23 protein-coding genes are annotated in these 21664 nt (G+C 67.8%); 14 read left to right on the forward strand and 9 right to left on the reverse strand.

Annotated features, from left to right (window positions below; translation table 11 throughout):
- Positions 1-134 precede the first annotated feature (134 nt).
- The 6 genes from mnmG to ACEQZY_RS06465 all read left to right on the forward strand — a co-directional run bounded on the left by mnmG (position 135) and on the right by ACEQZY_RS06465 (position 7297).
- Positions 135-2036, forward strand: coding sequence for a tRNA uridine-5-carboxymethylaminomethyl(34) synthesis enzyme MnmG (gene mnmG / locus ACEQZY_RS06440; RefSeq protein ID WP_370153136.1), 1902 nt, complete (start codon positions 135-137; stop codon positions 2034-2036).
- A gap of 263 nt (positions 2037-2299) precedes the next feature.
- The gene (rsmG, locus tag ACEQZY_RS06445; protein ID WP_370153138.1) at positions 2300-2971 is read left to right on the forward strand and encodes a 16S rRNA (guanine(527)-N(7))-methyltransferase RsmG; all 672 of its coding nucleotides are present in this window, start codon (positions 2300-2302) and stop codon (positions 2969-2971) included.
- A 56-nt stretch (positions 2972-3027) separates the two neighbouring features.
- On the forward strand, positions 3028-3810 hold the full coding sequence (locus ACEQZY_RS06450; protein ID WP_370153184.1) for a ParA family protein: 783 nt from the start codon (positions 3028-3030) through the stop codon (positions 3808-3810).
- 116 nt (positions 3811-3926) lie between these two features.
- Positions 3927-4892 carry a ParB/RepB/Spo0J family partition protein gene (locus ACEQZY_RS06455; protein ID WP_370153140.1) on the forward strand — a complete coding sequence of 322 codons (966 nt, stop codon included), beginning with the start codon at positions 3927-3929 and terminating at the stop codon, positions 4890-4892.
- Positions 4889-5929, forward strand: coding sequence for a hypothetical protein (locus ACEQZY_RS06460; RefSeq protein WP_341704784.1), 1041 nt, complete (start codon positions 4889-4891; stop codon positions 5927-5929). Before ACEQZY_RS06455 ends, ACEQZY_RS06460 begins: the two co-directional genes overlap by 4 nt.
- Positions 5930-5932: 3 nt before the next feature.
- Positions 5933-7297: an MBOAT family protein gene (locus tag ACEQZY_RS06465; protein WP_370153142.1), complete on the forward strand. Its 1365-nt coding sequence runs from the start codon at positions 5933-5935 to the stop codon at positions 7295-7297.
- Here ACEQZY_RS06465 and ACEQZY_RS06470 read toward each other — a convergent pair.
- Positions 7278-7781 (reverse strand): AAA family ATPase, encoded by a 504-nt coding sequence (locus ACEQZY_RS06470; protein WP_370153144.1) that lies wholly within the window; start codon positions 7779-7781, stop codon positions 7278-7280. The two genes, ACEQZY_RS06465 and ACEQZY_RS06470, sit on opposite strands and share 20 nt — an antisense overlap.
- A 63-nt stretch (positions 7782-7844) precedes the next feature.
- Here ACEQZY_RS06470 and msrB point away from each other — a divergent pair, with 63 nt between their 5' ends.
- From msrB to ACEQZY_RS06500, 6 genes are all read left to right on the forward strand, one after another.
- Complete coding sequence (msrB, locus tag ACEQZY_RS06475) at positions 7845-8234, forward strand: peptide-methionine (R)-S-oxide reductase MsrB (protein ID WP_341705142.1); 390 nt, start codon at positions 7845-7847, stop codon at positions 8232-8234.
- 330 nt (positions 8235-8564) lie between these two features.
- The gene (locus tag ACEQZY_RS06480; RefSeq protein WP_370153146.1) at positions 8565-9920 is read left to right on the forward strand and encodes an ammonium transporter; all 1356 of its coding nucleotides are present in this window, start codon (positions 8565-8567) and stop codon (positions 9918-9920) included.
- Positions 9921-10232: 312 nt separating this feature from the next.
- Complete coding sequence (locus ACEQZY_RS06485; protein ID WP_370153148.1) at positions 10233-11687, forward strand: circularly permuted type 2 ATP-grasp protein; 1455 nt, start codon at positions 10233-10235, stop codon at positions 11685-11687.
- A gap of 2 nt (positions 11688-11689) precedes the next feature.
- Positions 11690-12637, forward strand: a complete 948-nt coding sequence (locus ACEQZY_RS06490; protein WP_370153150.1) for an alpha-E domain-containing protein — start codon at positions 11690-11692, stop codon at positions 12635-12637.
- Between the two features lie 81 nt (positions 12638-12718).
- The gene (locus tag ACEQZY_RS06495; protein WP_341705139.1) at positions 12719-13456 is read left to right on the forward strand and encodes a peptidase; all 738 of its coding nucleotides are present in this window, start codon (positions 12719-12721) and stop codon (positions 13454-13456) included.
- Positions 13457-13462: 6 nt separating this feature from the next.
- Positions 13463-14725: an MFS transporter gene (locus tag ACEQZY_RS06500; RefSeq protein ID WP_370153152.1), complete on the forward strand. Its 1263-nt coding sequence runs from the start codon at positions 13463-13465 to the stop codon at positions 14723-14725.
- Positions 14726-14768: 43 nt separating this feature from the next.
- Here ACEQZY_RS06500 and ACEQZY_RS06505 read toward each other — a convergent pair whose 3' ends face one another.
- From ACEQZY_RS06505 to ACEQZY_RS06515, 3 genes are all read right to left on the reverse strand, one after another.
- Positions 14769-15362 (reverse strand): PA14 domain-containing protein, encoded by a 594-nt coding sequence (locus ACEQZY_RS06505; protein WP_370153153.1) that lies wholly within the window; start codon positions 15360-15362, stop codon positions 14769-14771.
- A 127-nt stretch (positions 15363-15489) separates the two neighbouring features.
- The gene (xth, locus tag ACEQZY_RS06510) at positions 15490-16308 is read right to left on the reverse strand and encodes an exodeoxyribonuclease III (RefSeq protein ID WP_341703968.1); all 819 of its coding nucleotides are present in this window, start codon (positions 16306-16308) and stop codon (positions 15490-15492) included.
- Positions 16309-16349: 41 nt separating this feature from the next.
- Positions 16350-16715, reverse strand: coding sequence for a hypothetical protein (locus ACEQZY_RS06515; RefSeq protein WP_370153155.1), 366 nt, complete (start codon positions 16713-16715; stop codon positions 16350-16352).
- Between the two features lie 155 nt (positions 16716-16870).
- Between ACEQZY_RS06515 and ACEQZY_RS06520 the strand changes: the two genes are divergently transcribed.
- Positions 16871-17368: a GFA family protein gene (locus tag ACEQZY_RS06520; protein WP_341703970.1), complete on the forward strand. Its 498-nt coding sequence runs from the start codon at positions 16871-16873 to the stop codon at positions 17366-17368.
- A gap of 109 nt (positions 17369-17477) precedes the next feature.
- On the opposite strand, the gene ACEQZY_RS06525 is transcribed toward ACEQZY_RS06520, so the two are convergent.
- Positions 17478-18353, reverse strand: coding sequence for an isocitrate lyase/phosphoenolpyruvate mutase family protein (locus tag ACEQZY_RS06525; protein ID WP_370153157.1), 876 nt, complete (start codon positions 18351-18353; stop codon positions 17478-17480).
- A gap of 79 nt (positions 18354-18432) precedes the next feature.
- Entirely contained in the window at positions 18433-18798 is a 366-nt protein-coding gene (locus ACEQZY_RS06530; RefSeq protein WP_341703972.1) for a nuclear transport factor 2 family protein, read from the reverse strand.
- A 125-nt stretch (positions 18799-18923) separates the two neighbouring features.
- On the opposite strand from ACEQZY_RS06530, the gene ACEQZY_RS06535 reads away from it, so the two are divergent.
- Positions 18924-19157 (forward strand): hypothetical protein, encoded by a 234-nt coding sequence (locus ACEQZY_RS06535; RefSeq protein ID WP_341703973.1) that lies wholly within the window; start codon positions 18924-18926, stop codon positions 19155-19157.
- 7 nt (positions 19158-19164) lie between these two features.
- Here the strand turns inward: ACEQZY_RS06535 and ACEQZY_RS06540 are convergent, their stop codons facing one another.
- The 3 genes from ACEQZY_RS06540 to gtdA are packed head-to-tail and all read right to left on the reverse strand — an operon-like array spanning position 19165 to position 21607.
- Positions 19165-19833: a tetratricopeptide repeat protein gene (locus tag ACEQZY_RS06540; RefSeq protein WP_341703974.1), complete on the reverse strand. Its 669-nt coding sequence runs from the start codon at positions 19831-19833 to the stop codon at positions 19165-19167.
- A 50-nt stretch (positions 19834-19883) separates the two neighbouring features.
- Complete coding sequence (locus ACEQZY_RS06545; RefSeq protein ID WP_341703975.1) at positions 19884-20522, reverse strand: hypothetical protein; 639 nt, start codon at positions 20520-20522, stop codon at positions 19884-19886.
- Positions 20522-21607 carry a gentisate 1,2-dioxygenase gene (gtdA, locus tag ACEQZY_RS06550; protein ID WP_341703976.1) on the reverse strand — a complete coding sequence of 362 codons (1086 nt, stop codon included), beginning with the start codon at positions 21605-21607 and terminating at the stop codon, positions 20522-20524. The genes ACEQZY_RS06545 and gtdA overlap by 1 nt, the downstream gene beginning before the upstream one ends.
- Positions 21608-21664 lie beyond the last annotated feature (57 nt).

Here is a 21664-nt window from a genome sequence, read left to right on the forward strand (position 1 = left end):
GGGGTGTTTCACGTGAAACACCCCCGGGGCCGCAGACCCTGTTTCACGTGAAACACCCCCGGGGCGGCCGGCACCCGATTCCCCCTGCCCGATTCCCTTTGACGGCGGCGGCCCTCGCCCGTAAAACCCGCGCCATGAGCGGACCCGGCACATCCTTCGATGTCATCGTGATCGGCGGCGGCCATGCCGGCTGCGAGGCCGCGGCGGCCTCGGCGCGGCTGGGCGCGCGCACCCTGCTGGTGACCCACAAGGTCGAGACCATCGGCGAGATGTCGTGCAACCCGGCCATCGGTGGTCTGGCCAAGGGCCATCTGGTGCGCGAGATCGACGCGCTGGACGGGGTGATGGGCCGCGCCATCGATGCGGCCGGCATCCAGTTCCGCATGCTCAACAAGTCGAAGGGCCCGGCGGTGCGCGGACCGCGGTCGCAGGCCGACCGCAGGCTCTATCGCCAGGCGATGCAGGCGATCCTGAACGAGCAGGCGAATCTCACCATCATCGGCGCGGCGGTGGAAGACATCCGCATCGAGGCCGGCCAGGTGCGCGGCGTCGTCACGGGGAACGGTGATTTCTTCGCCGCGCCGAAGGTGATCCTGACGACCGGGACCTTCCTGCGCGGCCTGATCCATATCGGCGAGGAGAAGATCCCCGCCGGCCGGGTTGGCGAAGCGCCTGCGCTCGGCCTGTCAAAAACGCTGGAAAACTGCGGATTTATGCTGGGCCGGCTGAAGACCGGCACGCCGCCGCGGCTGGACGGCAGGACCATCGACTGGGCCGGGCTGGAGATGCAGGCGGCCGACGATCCGCCGGTGCCGTTCAGCTTTCTCACACGTGAAATCACCGTGCCGCAGATTGCCTGCGGCGTGACCTATACCTCCGCGGCCGGCCATGACCTGATCCGGGCCAACCTGCACCGGGCGCCGATGTATTCCGGCCAGATCGAGGGCACCGGGCCGCGCTACTGCCCCTCCATCGAGGACAAGGTGGTGCGGTTCGGCCAGCGCGACCGCCACCAGATCTTCCTGGAGCCCGAGGGGCTGGACGACGACACCGTCTATCCGAACGGCATCTCGACCTCGCTGCCACGTGAAATCCAGGCCGAGCTGCTGAAAACCATCCCCGGGCTGGAGCATGCGACCATGCTGCGGCCGGGCTATGCCATCGAATACGATTTCGTCGACCCCCGGGAGCTGAAGCCGACCCTGGAGACGAAGCGCCAGCCGGGCCTGTATCTGGCCGGCCAGATCAACGGCACCACCGGATACGAGGAAGCCGCAGCCCAGGGGCTGATCGCCGGCCTCAATGCGGCTTTGTCTGCCGGCCAAGTCGGAGATGGGGGCGGGCAGGCGCCATTCATTCTCGACCGCGCCGATGCCTATATCGGCGTGCTGGTCGACGATCTGGTCACCCTGGGCACCCGCGAGCCCTACCGCATGTTCACCAGCCGGGCGGAATACCGCCTCAGCCTGCGGGCGGACAATGCAGATCAACGACTTACACCGCTGGGCCTCGGCATCGGCTGCGTGGGTGTTTCACGTGAAACAGCCTGGACGGCCAAGGAAAAGGCCCTCGCCGGGGCCCGCGCACTGGTGCAGTCGCTGAAAATGACCCCCCCGGAGCTGGCGAAACGCGGCCTGCCGGTGAACCAGGACGGCCAGGTCCGCTCGGCCGCCATGCTGCTGGGCTATCCGGGCATGACCGTGGCCCGTCTGGCCGGGATCTGGCCGGAACTGGCCGGCCTGCGGCCGGATGTGGCCGAGCAGGTCGAGATCGACGGGCGCTATGCCGGCTATATGGAGCGCCAGCAGGCCGATATCCTCGCTTTCCGCAAGGATGAGGGCCTGACCCTGCCCGACGACCTCGATTATGCCGCCATCGGCGGGCTGTCCAACGAGGTCCGCGCCAAGCTGCAGCAGCAGAAGCCGGCCACCCTGGGCCAGGCGGCGCGCATCTCCGGCGTCACCCCGGCCGCCCTCTCGGCCCTGCTGGGCTATGTGAAAAAGCGCCGCCGCCAGGGCGAAGCCGCCGCCGAATAGGCATATCTCGGTGCCTCGTTAATCTCCGTCGTCCCCGCGAAAGCGGGGACCCAGCCGGCCGCAATTCTGGATTCCCGCTTACGCGGGAAAGACGATTTGATGTTGCAGGGTCTTCAGCCCGGGTGTTTCACATGAAACACCCCCCTGACGCATCGCCCCTGACCCGCCGCCGCCCCGCCGGATTCCGGGAACTCTCCCCAAAGTTGGGGGATGGCCCTGTGGATGCATGACAGCGGCCCGGCTTTGCGCGATAACCGCCGGCAATGGCAAAACACCTCTCTCCCGCCGATTTCCAGGCCACCACTGGCTGCAGCGACGCCGCGCTGGCCCGGCTGGACAGTTACGCGGCCCTGCTGGCCAAGTGGCAGGCGGCAATCAACCTGGTGGCGGCGAATACCCTGCCGGACCTGTGGGCCCGGCATATGCTGGATTCCGCCCAGCTGCTGCCGCTGGCGCCGCCGGGCACCGCGCGCTGGCTGGATCTCGGCTCCGGCGGCGGCTTTCCCGGCCTGGTGATTGCGGCTCTGGGTGCCGACCGCGGCATCACCACCGTGCATCTGGTCGAAAGCGACCAGCGCAAGGCCACCTTCCTGCGCGAGGCGGCGCGGGCGATGGCTTTGCCCATGGGAGATCGTGGCGTCACCGTTCACGTGAAACGCATCGAGGCGGTCGAGCCGGCGGCTTTGCATGCCGCCATGGGCGGGCCGCCGGATGTGATCTCCGCCCGGGCGCTGGCGGCGCTGGAGGCATTGCTGCCGCTGGCCCATCGCCTGGCCGGTCCGGAGACCCTGTATGTCTTCCCGAAGGGCCGGCAGGCCGGGGATGAATTGACCGCCGCGCGCCGATATTGGACAATCCGCGACCTTGCGCGGCTGCCGAGCCAGACCGACCCGGACGCGCGGATCGTGACCATCAGGGGACTGGAACCCGCGTGACCAGTACAGAACAGGAACATTCTGCCAGCCCGGCCACGGGCACCGCGCCGCTGCGCATGGGCCGCGTGCTGGCGGTGGCGAACCAGAAGGGCGGCGTCGGCAAGACCACCACCGCCATCAATCTCGCCACGGCGCTGGCCGCGGTGGGCGAACGCGTGCTGCTGATCGACAGCGATCCGCAGGGCAATGCGTCCACTGGCCTCGGCCTGACCCAGGACGAGCGCGCGTTTGGCACCTACGAGCTGCTGATGGGCGAGGCGGTGCTGGACGAGACGATCCGGCCGACGAAAGTGCCCAACCTGCTGATCGTGCCGGCCAGCGTCGAGCTTGCCGGCGCCGAGCTCGAGATGATGGATCTCGACCGCCGCCAGCATCGCCTGAAGGACGCCATCGACGGCCGTGTCGGTGAATTCGATCACGTGCTGATCGACTGCCCGCCCTCGCTGACCCTGCTCACCGTCAATGCCATGGTGGCGGCGGATGCGGTCTTCGTGCCGCTGCAATGCGAGTTCTTCGCCCTCGAAGGCCTCGGCCAGCTGCTGCGCACGGTGGAGCGGATCAGGGGCACGCTCAATCCGGCGCTGGACGTGCAGGGCGTGGTGCTGACCATGTTCGACAAGCGCAACAACCTGTCCGAACAGGTGGCCGCCGACGTGCGCGGCTTCCTCGGCGACAAGGTCTACGAAACGGTGATCCCGCGCAACGTGCGCATCTCGGAAGCGCCGAGCCACGGCGTGCCGGCCCTGATCTACGACCATCGCGCGCCGGGCAGCACCGCCTACATGGCGCTGGCCCGCGAGGTGATCAAACGCGAGCAGATGCTGCGCGACGCCGCGTGAGGGGCCGCGCTTCATATTCATGCCGTCACCCGCCGGCTTGACCCGCGGGTCCCATTCAAGAATGGGATGCGCGCATCAAGTGCGCGCATGACAAAAAAGAAAGAGTGAGTGCTGTCATGATCGACGATCCGAAACGCCGCGGCCTGGGGAGAGGGCTTGCCGCCCTGATGGGCGACACCACGCCGAAGGAGGGCGGTGCCGGCGGCGATGGCGCCGCGCCGCGCGGCGGTGTGCGCGAGGTGCCGATCGAGCAGCTGCGGCCCAATCCCTACCAGCCGCGCAAGCTGTTCGACCAGGCGGCGCTCGACGACCTGGCCCGCTCGCTGAAGGACAAGGGCGTGCTGCAGCCCCTGCTGGTGCGCCGGGTCAAGGCCGCCTCGCCGGAGGGCGCCACCTACGAGATCATCGCCGGCGAGCGCCGCTGGCGCGCCGCCCAGATCGCCAAGCTGCATGCCGTGCCGGTGGTGATCAAGGACATCTCCGACCGCGACGCGCTGGAGATCGGCCTGATCGAGAATGTCCAGCGCGAGGACCTGAACCCGCTGGAAGAGGCCGGCGCCTTCCAGCGCCTGACCGAGGAATTCGGCTATTCGGCCGAACAGATCGCCCAGGTGATCGGCAAGAGCCGCAGCCATGTCGCCAATATCAGCCGGCTGCTGTCGCTGCCGGTGCCGGTGCGCGACCTGATCGCCGCCGGCCGGCTGACCGCCGGCCAGGCGCGGCCGCTGATCGGCCATCCGCTGGCCGTCCAGCTGGCCCAGCGCATCGCCGAGGGGCAACTGACCGTGCGCCAGGTGGAAAAGCTGGTGGCGGTGGGCCGCGAAGTCGGCGGCGAGGGCGATGCCGCGCGGGCGAAGGGCGGCCGGCCGCCATCCTCTCCGGCGGCGAAGCCGGCCGGCGATGCGGCCGCGGCAAAGAAGGATGCCGACACGCTCGCCTTCGAGCGCGGCCTGACGGCGGCGCTGGGGCTGAAGGCCGAAATCGAGGGCGAGCCCGGCAACCCGGAAGCCGGCCGCCTGGTGCTGCATTACCAGACCCTCGAACAGCTCGACGACCTGGCGAAGAAGCTCAGCCGGCGGTGAGCGGGTTGCGCAGCACCGACCGACCGCACCGCTGGTCCCGGCTTGGTCTGGTCTTGCTGGTGGCGGCGATAGCCGCCCTGCTGCTTGCGCAGGCCGGGATATCCCGCTGGCTGCAGTCGATTCCGGTTTTTGGGGCCGCGTGGAATGCCGAACGCGTGGAACTCTACGGCCGGCTCGCCGGAAGTGTCGATCCCCTGATCGTCAAATACGCAGATGCCTTGCGGCATGAGCGATACCGCTATGGCCTGTTCGGCAGCAGTCGCGGCATGGGCATTTCCCATCAGCATCTGGGGCTTCCCGAAGGCGTGTTCTTCAACTTCTCGTCCGGCAGTACCGGATTCCGCCAGAGCGTCGCGCTGATCCACGCCCTGCAGGAAGCCGGCAGGCTGCCCGACACGCTGCTCGTCACCCTGGACAATTTCGACATCGGCTATTTCCGGCATGTCGAATGGCCCAGCATCGCTGCCGACCCGGCGTATCACCTCTCGTACATGTACCGGGAAGCAACCGGTCAGACTGACCCGCTGGTGCCATTCTACGCGTTGGCCGAGGCTGTCGCCGTTTCGGTGAAGAACCTCCTGACCAGTTTCAACTTCGAGCGGCTGATCGCGGTCCTGCGGTATTACGAGGGGCGGCCGGAAACGCTGGTGCCGAACCCGTTCCGGCCCGACGGATCGCGCCATATGGACTATCAGGGCCGCAGCCAGCCGCCGTTCATCTCGTATTCGCCCGCCTGGCCCAGCATGATCGCGGGCATGATGGCGGACCTGGCGCTGCTCGGCCGGATTGCCGAGACAGGCACCCGGGTCATCATCTACGAAACGCCGATCGCGCCCCATCTTGCCGCCGAGGTCGAGGCGCGGCGCGACCCGGCCACGGCCCGGCTGCGCGCCGCCTTCTTCGAGGCCTGCGGCAGAACCCGGGTCACCTGCGTTCCGCCGCCGGCCCCGCTGCCGGCGGACCAGGCGTTCATCTGGACCAGCTGCTGCCATGCGCCGCCGCATATCCTGGGACGCCACCTCGCCGGCCTGCTCTGACCGATGCTGTTCAACGACTACCGCTTCCTGTTCCTGTATCTGCCGCTGACCCTGATCGGCAGCCTGCTGGTATTCCGTGGCCGCTGGCGCGAAATCTTCCTGATCGCGGCCAGCTTCGCCTTCTACGGATTCACCGGCAAGCTGCATGCCGTCGTGCTGGCCGCCTGTATCCTGTGGCTGCACCTGTTCAGCAATGCACGCGCCCGGCCGACCCGGGCGCAGACCGTGCTGGCCATCCTCGGGCCGGCCGTGGTTCTGCTGTATTTCAAGTATGCGGCATTCCTGATCGGCAGCGCCGCTGCGGTGCTGGGCCTGCCGGCCCCGGCGCTGCCGGCCGTGTCGGATGCCTCGCTGCCGGCCGGAATCTCCTTCTTCACCTTCCATCTGATTGCCTATGCCATCGACCGCTACCGGGGCACCGTCGACCGGCCCCAGCCCCTGGCGCGCTTCACGCTGTTCATCTCGATGTTTCCGCATCTGGTGGCCGGGCCGATCCTGCGCTGGCGCGATGTCGATGGCGGCCTGGCCGCGCTGCCGCGCTGGCGGCTGACCAGCCCGGCGGCGACCGAGGCGGTGACCTACATCCTGTTCGGCCTGGCCCTGAAGGTGGTGCTGGCCGACAATCTCGACTCCATCATCACGCCGGTCACCGCGCAGATGGCCGGCATGGCGGTCAGCGATGCGCTGTTCGTGATCTTCGGCTACAGCTTCCAGATCTATTTCGACTTCTATGGCTATTCCCTGATCGCCATCGGCCTCGGCCTGTTGTTCGGCCTGCGGTTTCCCGACAATTTCGCGCGGCCTTATGCAGCGCTGAATCCGCGGGATTTCTGGCGCCGCTGGCATATCACCCTGTCCTACTGGATCCGCGATTACCTGTATCTGCCGCTGGGCGGCAACCGCAGCTACATCCGCAATATCCTGATCGTCTTCGCGCTCTGCGGCCTGTGGCACGGCGCCGGCTGGAATTATGTGATCTGGGGCCTGTATCACGGTGTCCTGGTGATTGCCTATCACCTGCTGCGCACACCCTGGGACCGGCTGCCGCGCCTGGTCCAGCTTGGCCTGACCTTCGTGCTGGTTTCCGCGGGCTGGACCCTCTTCCAGTTCGATTTCGGCCCCTGGGCAACGTTCTGGAGCCAGGCTTTCGCGGGCCCGCTGGCCGGCGACCGGATTGCGCCGGCCGGCTGGCTGCTGCTGGCGGCGGCGACGGCGGTGACGGTCGTTCTGCGCCCGGAGGCGATTGCGGCCGGGGCCTGCGCCACGGCGGGCGGGGCGGTCCGCTGGGGTCTCGGCATGGCCGGGCTGGTGCTGGCGGTGCTGCTGTTCCTCGACGGCAGCGGGGCCTTCATCTATTTCCGGTTCTGAGCCGCGCGATCACCTGATCTGCCGCCGCATCCGGCGCGATGCCGGCCGTGTCGATCCTGAGCGCGGCATCCCACGGCTCGAACCGCAGCGCCAGCACGGCGGCCCAGTCCGGCAGCCGGTGGCCGGCAATGTCGGCTGTGCGTGTTTCCACGCGGCGGCGGTGTTCGGCCGCATCGGAGCAGAAGACGGCCACGTCGAGAAAGGGCGCGCCCGCCGCAGTCGCCGCATCGCGCCAGCCGGCGCGGCTGGCGGCCACCGGATTGACCGAATCCGCGACGACCGTCAGTCCGTTGCGCAGGTTTTCCGTCGCCAGTGCCTGCGCGATGCCGTAGCCCAGTGCGCCCGGCGCCTGGCCTGCCGCCAGCATCGCCTGCTCGATGGTGTCGACGCGCAGATGCAAAGCCGGCAGGCGGCGCGCGAGTGTACGGGCCAGCGCCGTCTTGCCGCTGCCCGGCAGTCCGCCGAGGATGATCAGGAACGACACCGTGCCGCCGCTTGATGAGACTGGTTCCGCGCCTATCTTAGGCGGCAACAGGAGGCGCACGCCATGACCGACAGCAAAACCGACGCCCAGCCGAAAGCCCTCTCGCCGGAAGCCGAATACGTGCTGCGCCACCATGGCACCGAGCGGCCGGGCACCAGCCCGCTGAACCGCGAGAAGCGGCCGGGCGTCTATGCCTGCGCCGGCTGCGGCACCGAATTGTTCGTGTCCGACACCAAATACGAGAGCGGCAGCGGCTGGCCCAGCTTCTGGGCCCCGGCCGGCGCGGGGGAGGGCGTGGCCACCACCACCGACCGCAGCCACGGCATGGTCCGCACCGAGGTCCATTGCGCGAAATGCCAGGGGCATCTGGGCCATGTCTTCCCGGATGGCCCGCAGCCGACCGGCCTGCGCTACTGCATCAACGGCGCCGCCCTCAGCTTCCGGCCGAAATAGGGCCGCCGCCCCTCCGGGCAGCGGGCCCCGGTCCGGCTGATTAAAAACTGACCAAAAATTCAGCAACAGACTATAATTTAACCAGCCCGGTTGCCGGCAGACCCGGCAAATGCCGGTCTTCCGCGACGGAATCGGCCTTTGGCCGGCTTTCGCCGCAGTGCAAGAGGCTGGCACACTTCTTGTAAATCAGCCTTGCGAGAGGTTTGCGCCAGGGGTGGGCCGGACAGTTCCCGGATTGGGGGGAACCGGAACGGTCTTCCGGACAACAGATCCCGAAGGTCGGGACCCGGCGACTGGCGCAGCCTGCACTGACAGGAGGATTTAAACGTCATGCAACTCACCACCGTCTCGGCAGTCGCGCGACCCGCGCCTGCGGTTAACCAGCGGCAGCTCGGCTGGCTCATGCTGGCCCTCGCCGCCCTGCTTGCCCTGCTTCCCGGTGCCGGCTTCGCCGCCGACGAAGCGCCGACCCTCAATTCGGGCGACACCGCCTGGATGCTCACCGCCACGGCCATCGTCCTGATGATGACCATCCCGGGCCTTGCCCTGTTCTACGGCGGCATGGTGCGCAAGCAGAATGTGCTCGCCATCATGATGCAGAGCTTCGCCATCACCTGCCTGATGACCATCATCTGGATGGTCGTCGGCTACAGCCTCGCCTTCGGCTCGGGCAACGCCTTCATCGGCGGCTTCGACAAGCTGTTCCTGTCGGGCGTCTCCTCCGATGCGCTGTCGGGCACCATCCCGGAATCGGTGTTCGTCACCTTCCAGATGACGTTTGCGATCATCACCCCGGCCCTGATCACCGGCGCCTTTGCCGACCGCATGAAGTTCTCGGCGATGCTGTGGTTCATGGGCCTGTGGTCGATCTTCGTCTATGCCCCGGTCTGCCACATGGTGTGGGGCGGCGAGGGTGCGCTGATGTTCGACATGGGCGTGCTGGATTTCGCCGGCGGCACCGTGGTGCACATCAATGCCGGCGTTGCCGGCCTGGTCGCCTGCCTCGTGCTCGGCAAGCGCCAGGGCTACGGCAAGGTCAGCCATGCGCCGCATAACCTGACCCTGTCGATCATCGGCGCCGCCCTGCTGTGGGTGGGCTGGTTCGGCTTCAACGCCGGTTCGGCCCTGTCGGCCGGCACCGCTGCCGGCATGGCCATGCTGGTCACCCAGGTTGCCACCGCGGCGGCCGCGCTGGCCTGGATGTTCGCCGAGTGGCTGGCCCGCGGCAAGCCGAGCGTGCTGGGCATCGTCTCGGGCGCCGTTGCCGGCCTCGTCGCGATCACCCCGGCCTCGGGTTTCGTCGACCCGATGGGCGCGCTGATCATCGGCATCGTGGCCGGCGTGATCTGCTTCGTCGCCTCGACCTCGGTGAAGAACGCCCTGGGTTATGACGACAGCCTCGATGTCTGGGGCGTGCATGGTGTCGGCGGCATCGTCGGCGCCATCCTGACCGGCGTGTTCGCCCGCCAGGCAGTCACCGGTGGCGATGCGCCGCTCGGCCTGCTGGACGGCAATGCCGGCCAGGTGCTGACCCAGATCTACGGTGTGGTCATCACCATCGTGTTCACCGCGATCGTGAGCCTGATCATCCTGAAGATCATCGACTGGACCATCGGTCTGCGCGTCGACGAGGCCACCGAGCGCGATGGTCTCGACCTGAACCTGCACGGCGAGACGGTGCAGTAACAGGTTCGCGCGAAGACACCCGGGCCGGCTCACCCACCCGCCGGCCCGGGTTGTCCGCCGCTCGCATCAGCGAGCTGCCCATGATGCCCCGCCCATAACGCTCTGCCCATCGCCCGCCACGGGCGCCGCTCATTACACAGAGTTTATCCTGCACAGCGCTGATCCTGCCGCGTCCGCCTTGCCGGGTTTCCCGCCCGCGCCCGGCTCCGCATCCGCCCATAAAAGCAGGCCGAAAACACTCCCCCTGTCCGCCGCCAGTTGCCTTTTCCCGATCATCCTGATTTGCTCAGGATCGAAGCCCGAGGTGTTGCCATGACGGCCTTCGACGAGATGGATGCGGGTACCGCCGGTAACGGCCAGAGCGTCCGCCTGCCCTACCAGGCCTACAAGCGCTGGCTCGATACCGTGCCGGCGGAAGTGCTGTCCCGCCGCCGTGCCGAGGCCGACCTGCTGTTCCGCCGGCTTGGCATCACCTTCGCGGTCTATGGTGAAGGCGGCGACACCGAACGCCTGATCCCCTTCGACCTGGTGCCGCGCATCATCGCGGCGAAGGAATGGCGCCGCCTGCGCCGCGGCCTGAAACAGCGCGTGCGCGCGCTGAATGCCTTCCTCAACGACATCTATCACGGCCAGGAAATCCTGCGCGCCGGCAAGATTCCGGCCGAACTGGTCACCCGCAACGAAGCCTATCTGCCGGCCATGCATAATGTGGCGATCGCCCGGCAGACCTATACCCATATCGCCGGCATCGACATCGTGCGCACCGGCGAGAATGATTTCTACGTGCTGGAAGACAATGCCCGCACGCCCAGCGGCGTCAGCTACATGCTGGAAAACCGCGAAGCGATGATGCGCCTGTTCCCCGACGTGTTTGCCGCCGTGCGCGTCGCCCCCGTCGGCCATTATCCGGATTCGCTGCTGCAGACCCTGCGCGAAAGCGCGCCGCCCAACTGCGACGAGGAGCCGACCGTCGCCCTGCTGACGCCGGGTGTGTTCAACTCGGCCTATTTCGAGCATGTCTTCCTGGCCGAGCAGATGGGCATCGAGCTGGTCGAGGGCAACGACCTCGTGGTCAAGGACGACAAGGTCTACATGCGCATGGTCGGCGGCCTGAAGCGCGTCGACGTGATCTACCGCCGCCTCGACGACGCCTTCCTCGATCCGAAGGCCTTCCGCAAGGATTCGATGATCGGCGTGCCCGGCCTGTTCCAGGCCTACAAGGCCGGCAACGTCACCTTGGCCAACGCGGTCGGCACCGGTGTGGCCGACGACAAGTCGGTCTATCCCTATGTGCCCGACATGGTGCGCTTCTATCTCGGCGAGGAGCCGCTGCTGCAGAATGTGCCGACCCATATCCTGCGCCGGCCCGACGATCTGAAATACACCCTGGAGCACCTGCCCGAACTGGTGGTCAAGGAGGTGCATGGCTCCGGCGGCTACGGCATGCTGGTGGGGCCGCGGGCCTCGAAGGCCGAGATCGAGGCCTTCCGCGCCAAGATCATCGCCAAGCCGGAAGCCTATATCGCCCAGCCGACCCTGGCGCTCAGCACCTGCCCGACCTTCGTCGAGAGCGGCATCGCGCCGCGCCATGTCGACCTGCGGCCCTTCGTGCTGACCGGCGAGGTGATGCGGGTGGTACCCGGCGGCCTGACCCGCGTGGCCCTGCGCGAAGGCTCGCTCGTGGTCAATTCCAGCCAGGGTGGCGGCACCAAGGATACCTGGGTGCTGGAGGACGAAACCCCCGACATCCATACCGGCGAGGACTGACCATGCTCAGCCGTGCCGCCGACAATCTCTACTGGATGATGCGCTATACCGAGCGCGCCGAGAACATGGCGCGCATCCTCGACGTGGCGCACCGCATGGCCCTGCAGGGCAATGTCGGCCAGGAACGGGGCGGGCCCTGGGGGCCGGCGCTGATCATCGCCGGCTGCGAACAGGCCTTCGCCCTGCATGGCGGCCCGTCCAGCCCGCGCAACGTGATCGACTTCCTCGCCTTCAATCCGGACAACCCGTCGTCGATCCTCGCCTGCCTGAAGGCGGCCCGCGAGAATGCCCGCGCGATGCGGGCGCAGATCACCTCGGAAGCCTGGCAGAGCATCAACGCCGCCTGGCTGGAAATGCGCGGCCTCAGCCACACCTCGGTCGAGAGCGACGGCTACTCGATTTTCTTCGACTGGGTGCGCGAGCGCAGCCACCTGTTCCGCGGCGTCGCCGAGGGCACCATGCCGCGCGGCGATGCCTATAATTTCATGCGGCTGGGCACCCTGCTCGAACGCGCCGACAGCACCGCCCGCATCCTCGATGTGAAATACCATATTCTGCTGCCCTCGGTGGCCGAGGTCGGCGGCGCGGTCGACTACTATCAGTGGGCGGCGCTGCTGCGCTCGGTATCGTCCTTCCGCATCTACCGGCAGATCTACCGCGACGTCATCAAGCCGACCCGGGTGGCCGAACTGCTGGTTCTGCGCGCCGACATGCCGCGCAGCCTGCATGCCTGCTTCGCCGAGATCGTCGAGATCATGCAGGAGCTGCGCGAGGGCTACCGCCGCAACTATCTCTCGGTCCGGATGGCCGAGAGCATGCTGATGAAGCTGCGCTACGGCAATATCGACGACATTTTCGCCCGCGGCCTGCATGAATATCTTACCGAGATGGTGGATGCCAATATCGAGCTGGGCGCCCAGCTCGCCCGCGACTTCATGCAGGTGGCCTAGGCCCGGTCGCCGCCCGGGCCCTTGACCGGACCGCGGCCGCCTTCCTTAATGGCGCCGTTATTCCCGCTCCGGTGATCCGCCATGACCTACTGTGTCGGCCTCTACCTGAATGACGGCCTTGTGCTGCTGGCTGACAGCCGCACCAATGCCGGCGTCGATTCCATCGCCACCTTCGGCAAGCTGCATGTCTGGGAACAGCCCGGCGAACGCGCGCTGGCCCTGTGCACCGCCGGCAACCTGGCGCTCAGCCAGTCGGTGGTCACCCTGCTGCGCGAGGGCTTCACCGCGGAGGATGGCCGCGGTCACGACCTGATGCAGGCGGCCACCATGTTCGAGGCCGCCGGCATCGTCGGTGCCGCGATCCGCGAGGTCGGGCGCCGCGACGGCGAGGGGCTGAAGCAGCAGGGCCTCGAGCCCAGCCTGTCGATGCTGCTGGGCGGCCAGATCGCCGGCCGGCCGCATGAACTGTACATGCTGTACTATGCCGGCAATTTCATCCGCGCCACCGAGGACACGCCCTTCCTGCAGATCGGCGAGATCAAATACGGGAAGCCGATCCTCGACCGCGTGATCCGGCCCGACACGCCGCTGCTGCAGGCGGCGAAATGCGCCCTGGTATCGATGGATTCCACCCTGCGCTCGAATATCTCGGTCGGCCTGCCGCTCGACATCGCCATCCTGCGCCGGGGCGAACAGCGCTTTGCCCTGCGCGACCGCATCACCGAGCAGGATCCGTATTTCGCCTCCATCCGCGGCCTGTGGGGCGAGGGCCTGCGCAAGGTGTTTGCCACCATCCCGGATCCCGACTGGACGCTGTAGGCGGCCATGGCCGCGGATTTTCCGCCCGCGCAGAAGCGCCGTGCCATCCTGCTGCTGATCGTGGCGCAGGTGCTGGCGCTGGCGCTGTGGTTCTCGGGCACGGCGGTGCTGCCCGGCCTGCGCACGGCGTTTCACCTGGGCGATTTCGCCAGCGCGGCGATGACCAGCGCGGTGCAGGCCGGCTTCATCCTCGGCACCCTGGTCAGCGCCGGCCTCGGCCTGGCCGACCGCATCGATCCGCGCCGCTATTTCCGCGGCGCCTGCCTGGTTGCCGCCGCCGCCAATGCCGCGCTGCTGCTGCCGCTGCATGACCCGGCGCTGGCGCCGCCCGTGGCCATCGCGGCGCGGCTGCTGACCGGGCTGTGCATGGCCGGCATCTATCCGGTGGGCATGAAGCTGGCGGCCGGCTGGGCGCGGCGCGATGCCGGGCCGGGCGGCCGGGGCGATCTCGGGCTGCTGGTCGGGCTGCTGGTCGGCGCACTGACCCTGGGATCGGCGCTGCCGCATCTGTTCATCGGCCTGTCCGCCGATCTCGACTGGCGTCTGGTGATCGCGGCATCGTCGCTGGCGGCGGTGCTGGCGGCCTGGCTGATCGGCCGGGTGCAGCCGGGGCCCGGCCATGCGCCGGCGCCGCGGTTCGAGATGCGCGCCGTGCTGCAGGCCTGGACGGCGCCGGGCCTGCGGCTCGCCAATCTCGGCTATCTCGGCCATATGTGGGAACTCTATGCCATGTGGGCATGGATCGTGGTCTTCCTGCAGGCGGCCTTCGCGTCCAGCCTGCCGGCCGATGCCGCGCTCGGCCTCGCGCGGTTCGGCGGCTTTGCGGTGATCGCCGCCGGCAGCCTCGGCTGCGTCATCGCCGGCCTGTCCGCCGACCGCATCGGCCGCACGGCGGTCACCGCCATCGCCATGGCGGTCAGCGGCGGCTGCGCGGCCGTCACGCCGCTGTTCTTCGATGCCGGCCCGGTCTGGCTGCTGGCCCTGTGCCTGGTCTGGGGTGTCGCCGTGGTGGCGGATTCCGCGCAGTTCTCGGCCAGCGTCACCGAACTGGCCGACCGCCACCTGGTCGGCACCATGCTGACCGCGCAGGTCTGCGCCGGTTTCGCGCTGACCCTGATCCCGATCCACCTGGTGCCGGAACTGGCGGCCGCCTTCGGCTGGCGCTGGGCGCTGATGCCGCTTGCCCTCGGTCCGGTCGTCGGCATCGCCGCCATGCTGCGGCTGCGCGCCCGGCCCGAAGCCGCGGCGCTGGCCGGCGGCCGGCGCTAGACGGCGGCGTCGAAGCCCGGCGCCGAAGCCCGGTGGCCAGCCGCTACTGGTGGCCGAAGGCCTCGGGCGGCACCGGCTTGAACTCGGCCGCGCCGGGCGGCTGCCACAGCAGCTGCAGGGTCGCGGTGTTCTTCTTCTGGAAATACCAGATGCGCAGCGGGTACCAGCCGGCGGTGGCGACCTTCACCTCGACCGGGTCGCTGAGCCGGTCGGCATGCACGTCGCCGTCTTCCAGGATCTGCGCGCCGCCGAGGATCACCCGCACGCCGTCATTGGAATTGGTGGCGAAATAGGTGGCGCCGGCCGGCAGCCGGATCAGACCGTCGATGCGGATGCCGTACAGCTCGCGCATGCCGGCATCCCACATCTGCCCGTCGCTAATGGAATCGATGTTGGGGATCGGCTTGCCGGCCTCGCCTTTCGCGTCTTTGGCATGGCGCAGCACTTCGTCGATATAGTTGAAGGTGATGTTGCGGTAATAGGTCGGCACCAGGCCGGGTTTCACCGCGCCGGCCGCGGGCTGCGGGCTGAGCGGTTTCGGTGCGCCCTGCGCCCGGGCCCCGTCCGGCAGGCCGCCCAGCAGCAGCAGGCCGCCCATGAAAACCGCAAGAAGATGCCGTCGCCGCATCGCTGTCATCGCCCCGATCCCCGTTGTCCCGTGTTTGCCGGAGAGATTAGCAAGCGCGGGCGCGCGGCGGCAAGGGCAGGTGGCCGGTGGTCGCTGGTCCGGCGGTCGCTGGTCCGGGGGCCGGGCCGGCGCGCGATCAGGCCAGGGTCACCAGCACCGGCGCGTGGTCGGAGGCTTTTTCCAGGCCGCGCATGGCCTTGACCACCTGCGCACCCCGCAGCCGGTCCTGCAGCTGCGGGCTGACCCAGACATGGTCCAGCCGGCGGCCCTTGTCGGCCAGCTCCCAGTTCGGCGAGCGGTAGCTCCACCAGGAATACAGCTTCTGCTCGGCCGGCACGAAATGGCGCACCGCGTCGACCCAGCCGCGGGCCGCCATCATCTTCTGCATCCCCTCGGTCTCGACCGGCGTGTGGCTGACCACGTCGAGCAGCTGCTTGTGCGACCACACGTCGGTTTCCAGCGGCGCGATGTTGAGGTCGCCGACCAGGATCTCGCGGCCGTCCTTCTTCTTCAGGGCCGCCGACCATCTGGTCATCTCGGCCAGCACGTCCAGCTTGTGGGCGAACTTGTCGTTCTTCTTCGCATCCGGCACGTCGCCGCCGGCCGGCACATAGAAATTGTGCAGTACGGTGCCGTCGGGCAGCGTTGCCGCGATGTGGCGGCAATCGTCACGGCCGGCGAGGTTCTTCTTTTCGGCAATGGCCAGCGGCAGCCGCGAGAAGATGGCGACGCCGTTATAGCCGGGCTGGCCGCGGATCAGCCGCGTCGTGTAGCCATGCTGCTCGAACAGCTCGTGGGGAAAATCGGCATCCTTCACCTTGGTTTCCTGCAGGCAGAGGATGTCGGGGTCATGGGCGTCGAGAAACGCCTTCATCAGCGGCAGGCGCGCGCGCACCGAGTTGATGTTCCAGGTGGCGAGCGAGACCGGTTTGGCGGCAGCGGCTTTTTTCGGCATGGCGCTGTTCTAGCGCAAAGCGGCGGAGGACGGAACCGCCATCAGGCGGCCGCTGCGGCCGGCCGGCTGCGCCAGAAGGCATAGGCGAACAGCGCCGCCAGCAGCCAGTCGGCCTGGCCGATCCAGAAGGCGTCGGCCGCAACCCGGCCGCCGGCATGCAGCACCGCCAGCGCCCCGGCCCAGGCCACCTTGGAGACGATGCCCGGCAGCATCAGCAGGCGGTAGCGCGCCGGATCGGTGCTGATGACGAGATAGGCCAGCTGCCAGGCCACGGCGACGCCGAGGAAGCCGTAATACTGCTCGGGATGGGTCGGCGGCGGATCGAGCCGGTTTTCCATGAAATACAGCGGCACCAGCACCAGCAGGCCGTAAATGCCGGCGATGCGGAAGATCCAGCGGGCCATCATCCATCCCCTCGTTGCTTCCCGGCGGTGTCTGCCGGTTTCTAGCCCAGGATGCCGGGCGCGGCCAGACCGCAGGCCGGGTGGATATGGCGGCGGCTGCGGGCTAGGATGGGGGCAGACCAGATGCCCTGCCGACCGGACCGAAGGGAGATGCGGCCATGCCGATGCACCTCGAGGGTTCCTGCCGCTGCGGCGCGGTGACATTCGCGCTCGACAGTCACACGCCGGTGCCTTACCAGCTCTGCTACTGCACCATCTGCCGCAAGACCGCCGGCGGCGGCGGCTATGCGATCAATCTGGGCGGCCTCGCCGCCAGCCTGAAGGTGAAGGGCAGACGGGCGCTCGGCATGTACCAGGCGGTGATCTGCGAGGATGACGGCACCCAATGCGTCACCTCTTCGGGCCAGCGCCATTTCTGCAGGAAATGCGGCGCCGCCCTGTGGCTCTACGATCCCACCTGGCCGGAACTGATCCATCCCTTCGCCTCGGCCATCGACACCGCCCTGCCGGTGCCGCCGGCCCGCGTGCATCTGATGCTGCGCTACAAGCCCGGCTGGGTGCGGCCGCAGATCGGCCCGCGCGACGAGGTCTACGAGGAATACCCGGAGCTGTCGCTGGCCGAATGGCACCGCAAGCACGGCGTCTGGGCGGAGTGACCCCGATCCCCGTCGTCCCCGCGAAAGCGGGGACCCAGAATCACGCCGCCGCCGAATCGCGCCGAAGCTGGGCTCCCGCCTGCGCGGGAGCGACGATAGAGAATCAGGATCACCGGTAGCCTTCCACCAGCCTGGTCATCGCCACATGGGTGATGCCGTCCGCCGCATATCCGAATGTGGCATCCGGCTTCGCCAGGTCGGCCAGCAGGCGCTGCGTGAAGCCGTAGGTGGCCAGCATCAGGCTGCCGCCCAGCGTCAGCCGGCGCAGGCCGGCGCGGCGCAGATCCTGAAGCGGCGGCATCGGCCGCCCGGTCGAGACCATCACGTTCAGCGGCGCCGGCGCAATCGCGGCGGCCATGCGCGTGATCGCATCGAGATCGAACAGCCCCGGCACGAACACCGATTTCGCCCCGGCATCGAAATAGGCTTTGGCGCGCCTTGCCGCCTCGGCGAAGGCCGCGTCCGGACCGCCCATGTTGAACAGCACCGGATCGGTGCGGGCATTGAGCACGAAATCCGGCAGGCCGGCGGCGCGGGCGGCATCGACGCCGGCGCGGATGCGGGCGACGCTGAGATCGGGATCGAACAGCTGCCGCGTCGCCGGGTCGGTATCTTCGATATTGGCGCCGACCATGCCGGCATCGATGGCGCGGCGCACCGCCTGCGCCACATGCTCCGGCGTCGGGCCATAGCCGGATTCGAGATCGCCGGTCACCGGCAGCGGCACGCGGCGGGCGATGTCGCTGACCACGGCGAACATGCGTTCGACGCCGATCTTCTCGCCATCGGCCAGGCCGCCGGCAAAGGCGATGCCCGAGGATGTGGTGGCCAGCGCCGGAAAGCCGGCCTCGGCGATGAGCGCCGCGCTCGGCAGGTCCCAGGCATTGGGCAGCACGAAACAGCCGCCATCCCGGTGCAGGGCGGCGAAGCGGGCGGCCTTTTCGGCCTGGGAGGGATGGGTCAGGGAGGGATGCAGGGCAGTCATGAATGTCTCCGTGATGCAGGCATGGCAGAAGGCGGGCGTGTGATGCTTCGGCCCCGAACGAAGCATCCCGGCCGCGGCATTATTTCATCTGGGCGGGATCGTAGTAAAAGCGCTCGCGGTGAATTTTCTCACCCTTCCAGGTCTGGTGCGCCAGTTCCTCGATGCGCCGCACCCGGCCGTCGGGCAGGTCGAACTCGAAAATCCAGTGCACGACGACGGTGTCGCCCGCGACCAGAACCGGCCGCACACAGCGGCTGCGCACGCCCTTCACCCGCTTCAGCACCGCGGCCTCATGATCCATCAGGGTCTGGCGGCCCTGGCGCGGCGGCTCGGTCAGGTTCTCCTGCATACTGGCGTCTTCAGTGTAGAAATCGCGGATTGCCGCCACATGATCGTTGGATTCAACGGCGGCGATGAACGCTTCCAGGGTTTCGCGGCTGGGCATGGCGGTCGGTTTCCTCCGGTATGCAGGGACGGTCTTTGCGGCATTTTGCCGCCCATGCTGGCCTTTGCCCCGGTGCCGCACAAGCTGGAAGATCAGACCGAACCCGAAAAGCCGCGAGGGCTGTGATGACCCGCACCGACCGCATCTTTGCCATTGTCATGACGCTGGCCATGCTGGGGGCCCTGCTGGTGGCGGCCGGCATGGCCTTCGATTTCTGGAATGGCATGCAGGCCGAACTCGACCCGGCGGCGACGGTGCCGATGATCCTCGGCATCGCGCTCAGCCTGGTGGTCGGCGCCATTGTCGTCGGCGTGTATTTCTACGGCCGCCGCAGGGAGATCGCCGACAGCGAGCGGTGAGTTACCGTCACGATTTCATGGGTTTCCAGTCGTGCTCCTGCTGAGCACAGGCCTGCAGATCCTGAAGTGACAGCGCCTTAGTCATGGCAGACATGGCGCGCGAGGCGTGAAAGGCGACGGCACTGCCGATCTCGGAATAATACAGGGCCCGGCGTGTCCAGATGCAGGCCGTGACCATATCCTTTGCTCCCAGTTGACCGGCGCCATACATGTTGGCCAGATTCCACATGGCCATCGGCTCACCCAGATCGGCGGCGCGCATATACAGATCGAACCCACGTTTCCTGTCCTGAGGCACACCAAGGCCCAGATCGTACAATGCGCCAAGATTCGCGATGGCCATGGCGTGATTCTGCTGAGCTGCAAGCTCATACCAGCGGCGGGCCTCTTCATAGCGCCGTTTTGCCTGTGCGCCGCTCCCCAGGCCGTTCTGCCCCTCGGCGTTCCCGGTCTCAGCCGCCCGGCGGTACCATTTCTCGGCTTCCTCGGCATTCGCAGGTGCGCCGACGCCGCTGTCATACATCTGCGCAAGCCGAAGCTGCGCATCAACATCGCCGCCGTTGGCCCGCGCCGTAAGGCTCGGAAGCTCCTGTGACGGGGGTGTAAGGGGCGTGCAGGCTGCCACGGTCGCAGCCGAGAGCAAGACAGTAGCAAGAGTGCGCACCAGAGTATTCACAAGCATCTCCTCCCGATGAAATCCGGAAGAAGATAGAAGAATGTCTGCGCCTAGAAAATATTGAACGTGCTGCCGACGATGCCCAGCGGCAGGCGGCCGGCCTCGAACAGGCGGAACTTCACCGCGAAGGGATGCTCGGCATCGCCGTCTGCTGCCAGCACCAGAGCCGCCTGGTAGGCGGCCTGGCTGGCGGCGCCGGCGGCCACGCGGATCAAGGCCTGGTCGGCCACGCCATGCCGCGCCGCCGAGACGGCGGCAAGGCCATGCGCCACTTCGCCGGCCTTGGCCGCCACATGGCTGAGCGCCACCATCAGGTCGTGCTCCGGATTGATCGCCAGCGCTTCTCCGAGCAGGGCCTGACGCATCTGTTCTTCCGCCTGCCACCAGTCCTCGCGCCAGTCCGGCGCCTGTGCGGCCGCCGCCGCGCCCTGCCAGTCCTCGACCGCGGCAACGCCGACATCGGGAAAGCCCAGGCCGGCAACATAGGCCTCGGCATCGGCCAGCTCGGAGGGTTCCAGCGGCTGGCCGACCGCGTTGAACCAGCCGATATTGCCGGCCAGCTTCGCCAGCCGCGCCACCGCGCGCAGGCCGTCCAGCTCGTCGCTCATCGGCGGCAGACCGGTGCTGTCGTCTTCGTCTTCGTCGACATCGTTGGCGACCTCGACCAGCTTGTGGATCTTCGTCGTCATCAGCGGTTGCCGCGGCTTTCGCGCCACAGGCCGAGCAGCTTCTGCACCGGCCGGTCCGAGAAGCTGAAGATCACCGCATCGCCCGTCGGCGCATGGTGGCGATGCGGCACCCAGCTCGGAATCACGAAGGTATCGCGCCGGCCCCAGTCGAAACGCTGGGCGGCATCCCCTTCGCCGACCATGGTGTAGCCACTGCCTTCCACCACGCTGAACACCGTGGCATCCGACGAGCGGTAGGTCTCGCCCGCGAAACCCTTCGGCAGCAGCTGCATGAAGGTGCCGATGGTCGGCATCGCGCTCTGGCCGGTCGCCGGATTGACATACTGCAGCTTGAGGCCGTGACAGGGGTCCCAGCTTTCCGCGCGGCGCATGGTCTCCAGCGCCTCGCGGGTGCGGCGGTAGGGATAGTTGAAAACCGGCGAGGTCGGCGTGCGCACCTCGTGATCCACCGGCAGCAGGCCCGAACCGTAGCGGGCCAGCGCATCGCCGGTCGGTTTCGACAGCGGCTGGCTGTCCTCAGGGTAGCGTTCCATGAACGAGCAGTCCATGGTCTGCACCAGCGGGATGTCGAGGCCGTCCATCCACACCATCGGCTCGGTCGACTCATTGCCGTGGTCGTGCCAGGTCCAGGACGGCGTGATGATGAAGTCGCCCTCTTCCATGATGGTCTTCTCGCCGTCCACCGCCGTGTAGGCCCCGCTGCCCTCGACCACGAAACGCAGGGCCGACTGGCTGTGCCGGTGCGAGGGCGCGACCTCACCCGGCAGGATCAGCTGCAGGCCGGCATAGATCGCCGTCGTGATCTTCGACTGGCCGGGCATGCCGGGGTTCTCCAGCACCAGCACCCGGCGTTCGGCTTCCTTCGCGGTGATCAGCCGGCCGGCCTCCATGATCTCGTCGCGGATATCGGCATACTGCCACAAAGCCGGCTGGCAGGCGCTTTTCGGCTGCGGGATCACCAGACCGTGCAGCACCTCCCACAAAGGCGCCAGCTTGTGGCGGCCGATCCGGTCGTAATAGGCCTTGCGCTGCTGCATGACAGCCGAATCTGTGTTGGCACGATCGATCTGGGCATGCTGGGTCATCGGAACCGTCCTTTTCCCGCCCCGGGCCGGCGGGATATCGAGAATAGCAGACTTTGC

Origin of the sequence: Ferrovibrio sp., assembly GCF_964218355.1 — a bacterium.
Lineage (GTDB): Bacteria > Pseudomonadota > Alphaproteobacteria > Ferrovibrionales > Ferrovibrionaceae > Ferrovibrio.

Excerpts from the sequence above, each read along its gene's own strand:
- mnmG (WP_370153136.1), top strand. The coding sequence starts at position 135 with ATGAGCGGACCCGGCACATCCTTCGATGTCATCGTGATCGGCGGCGGC.
- rsmG (WP_370153138.1), top strand. The coding sequence starts at position 2,300 with ATGGCAAAACACCTCTCTCCCGCCGATTTCCAGGCCACCACTGGCTGC.
- ACEQZY_RS06450 (WP_370153184.1), top strand. The coding sequence starts at position 3,028 with ATGGGCCGCGTGCTGGCGGTGGCGAACCAGAAGGGCGGCGTCGGCAAG.
- ACEQZY_RS06455 (WP_370153140.1), top strand. The coding sequence starts at position 3,927 with ATGATCGACGATCCGAAACGCCGCGGCCTGGGGAGAGGGCTTGCCGCC.
- ACEQZY_RS06465 (WP_370153142.1), top strand. The coding sequence starts at position 5,933 with ATGCTGTTCAACGACTACCGCTTCCTGTTCCTGTATCTGCCGCTGACC.
- msrB (WP_341705142.1), top strand. The coding sequence starts at position 7,845 with ATGACCGACAGCAAAACCGACGCCCAGCCGAAAGCCCTCTCGCCGGAA.
- ACEQZY_RS06480 (WP_370153146.1), top strand. The coding sequence starts at position 8,565 with ATGCAACTCACCACCGTCTCGGCAGTCGCGCGACCCGCGCCTGCGGTT.
- ACEQZY_RS06485 (WP_370153148.1), top strand. The coding sequence starts at position 10,233 with ATGACGGCCTTCGACGAGATGGATGCGGGTACCGCCGGTAACGGCCAG.
- ACEQZY_RS06490 (WP_370153150.1), top strand. The coding sequence starts at position 11,690 with ATGCTCAGCCGTGCCGCCGACAATCTCTACTGGATGATGCGCTATACC.
- ACEQZY_RS06495 (WP_341705139.1), top strand. The coding sequence starts at position 12,719 with ATGACCTACTGTGTCGGCCTCTACCTGAATGACGGCCTTGTGCTGCTG.
- ACEQZY_RS06500 (WP_370153152.1), top strand. The coding sequence starts at position 13,463 with ATGGCCGCGGATTTTCCGCCCGCGCAGAAGCGCCGTGCCATCCTGCTG.
- ACEQZY_RS06505 (WP_370153153.1), bottom strand. The coding sequence starts at position 15,362 with ATGACAGCGATGCGGCGACGGCATCTTCTTGCGGTTTTCATGGGCGGC.
- xth (WP_341703968.1), bottom strand. The coding sequence starts at position 16,308 with ATGCCGAAAAAAGCCGCTGCCGCCAAACCGGTCTCGCTCGCCACCTGG.
- ACEQZY_RS06515 (WP_370153155.1), bottom strand. The coding sequence starts at position 16,715 with ATGATGGCCCGCTGGATCTTCCGCATCGCCGGCATTTACGGCCTGCTG.
- ACEQZY_RS06520 (WP_341703970.1), top strand. The coding sequence starts at position 16,871 with ATGCCGATGCACCTCGAGGGTTCCTGCCGCTGCGGCGCGGTGACATTC.
- ACEQZY_RS06525 (WP_370153157.1), bottom strand. The coding sequence starts at position 18,353 with ATGACTGCCCTGCATCCCTCCCTGACCCATCCCTCCCAGGCCGAAAAG.
- ACEQZY_RS06530 (WP_341703972.1), bottom strand. The coding sequence starts at position 18,798 with ATGCCCAGCCGCGAAACCCTGGAAGCGTTCATCGCCGCCGTTGAATCC.
- ACEQZY_RS06535 (WP_341703973.1), top strand. The coding sequence starts at position 18,924 with ATGACCCGCACCGACCGCATCTTTGCCATTGTCATGACGCTGGCCATG.
- ACEQZY_RS06545 (WP_341703975.1), bottom strand. The coding sequence starts at position 20,522 with ATGACGACGAAGATCCACAAGCTGGTCGAGGTCGCCAACGATGTCGAC.
- gtdA (WP_341703976.1), bottom strand. The coding sequence starts at position 21,607 with ATGACCCAGCATGCCCAGATCGATCGTGCCAACACAGATTCGGCTGTC.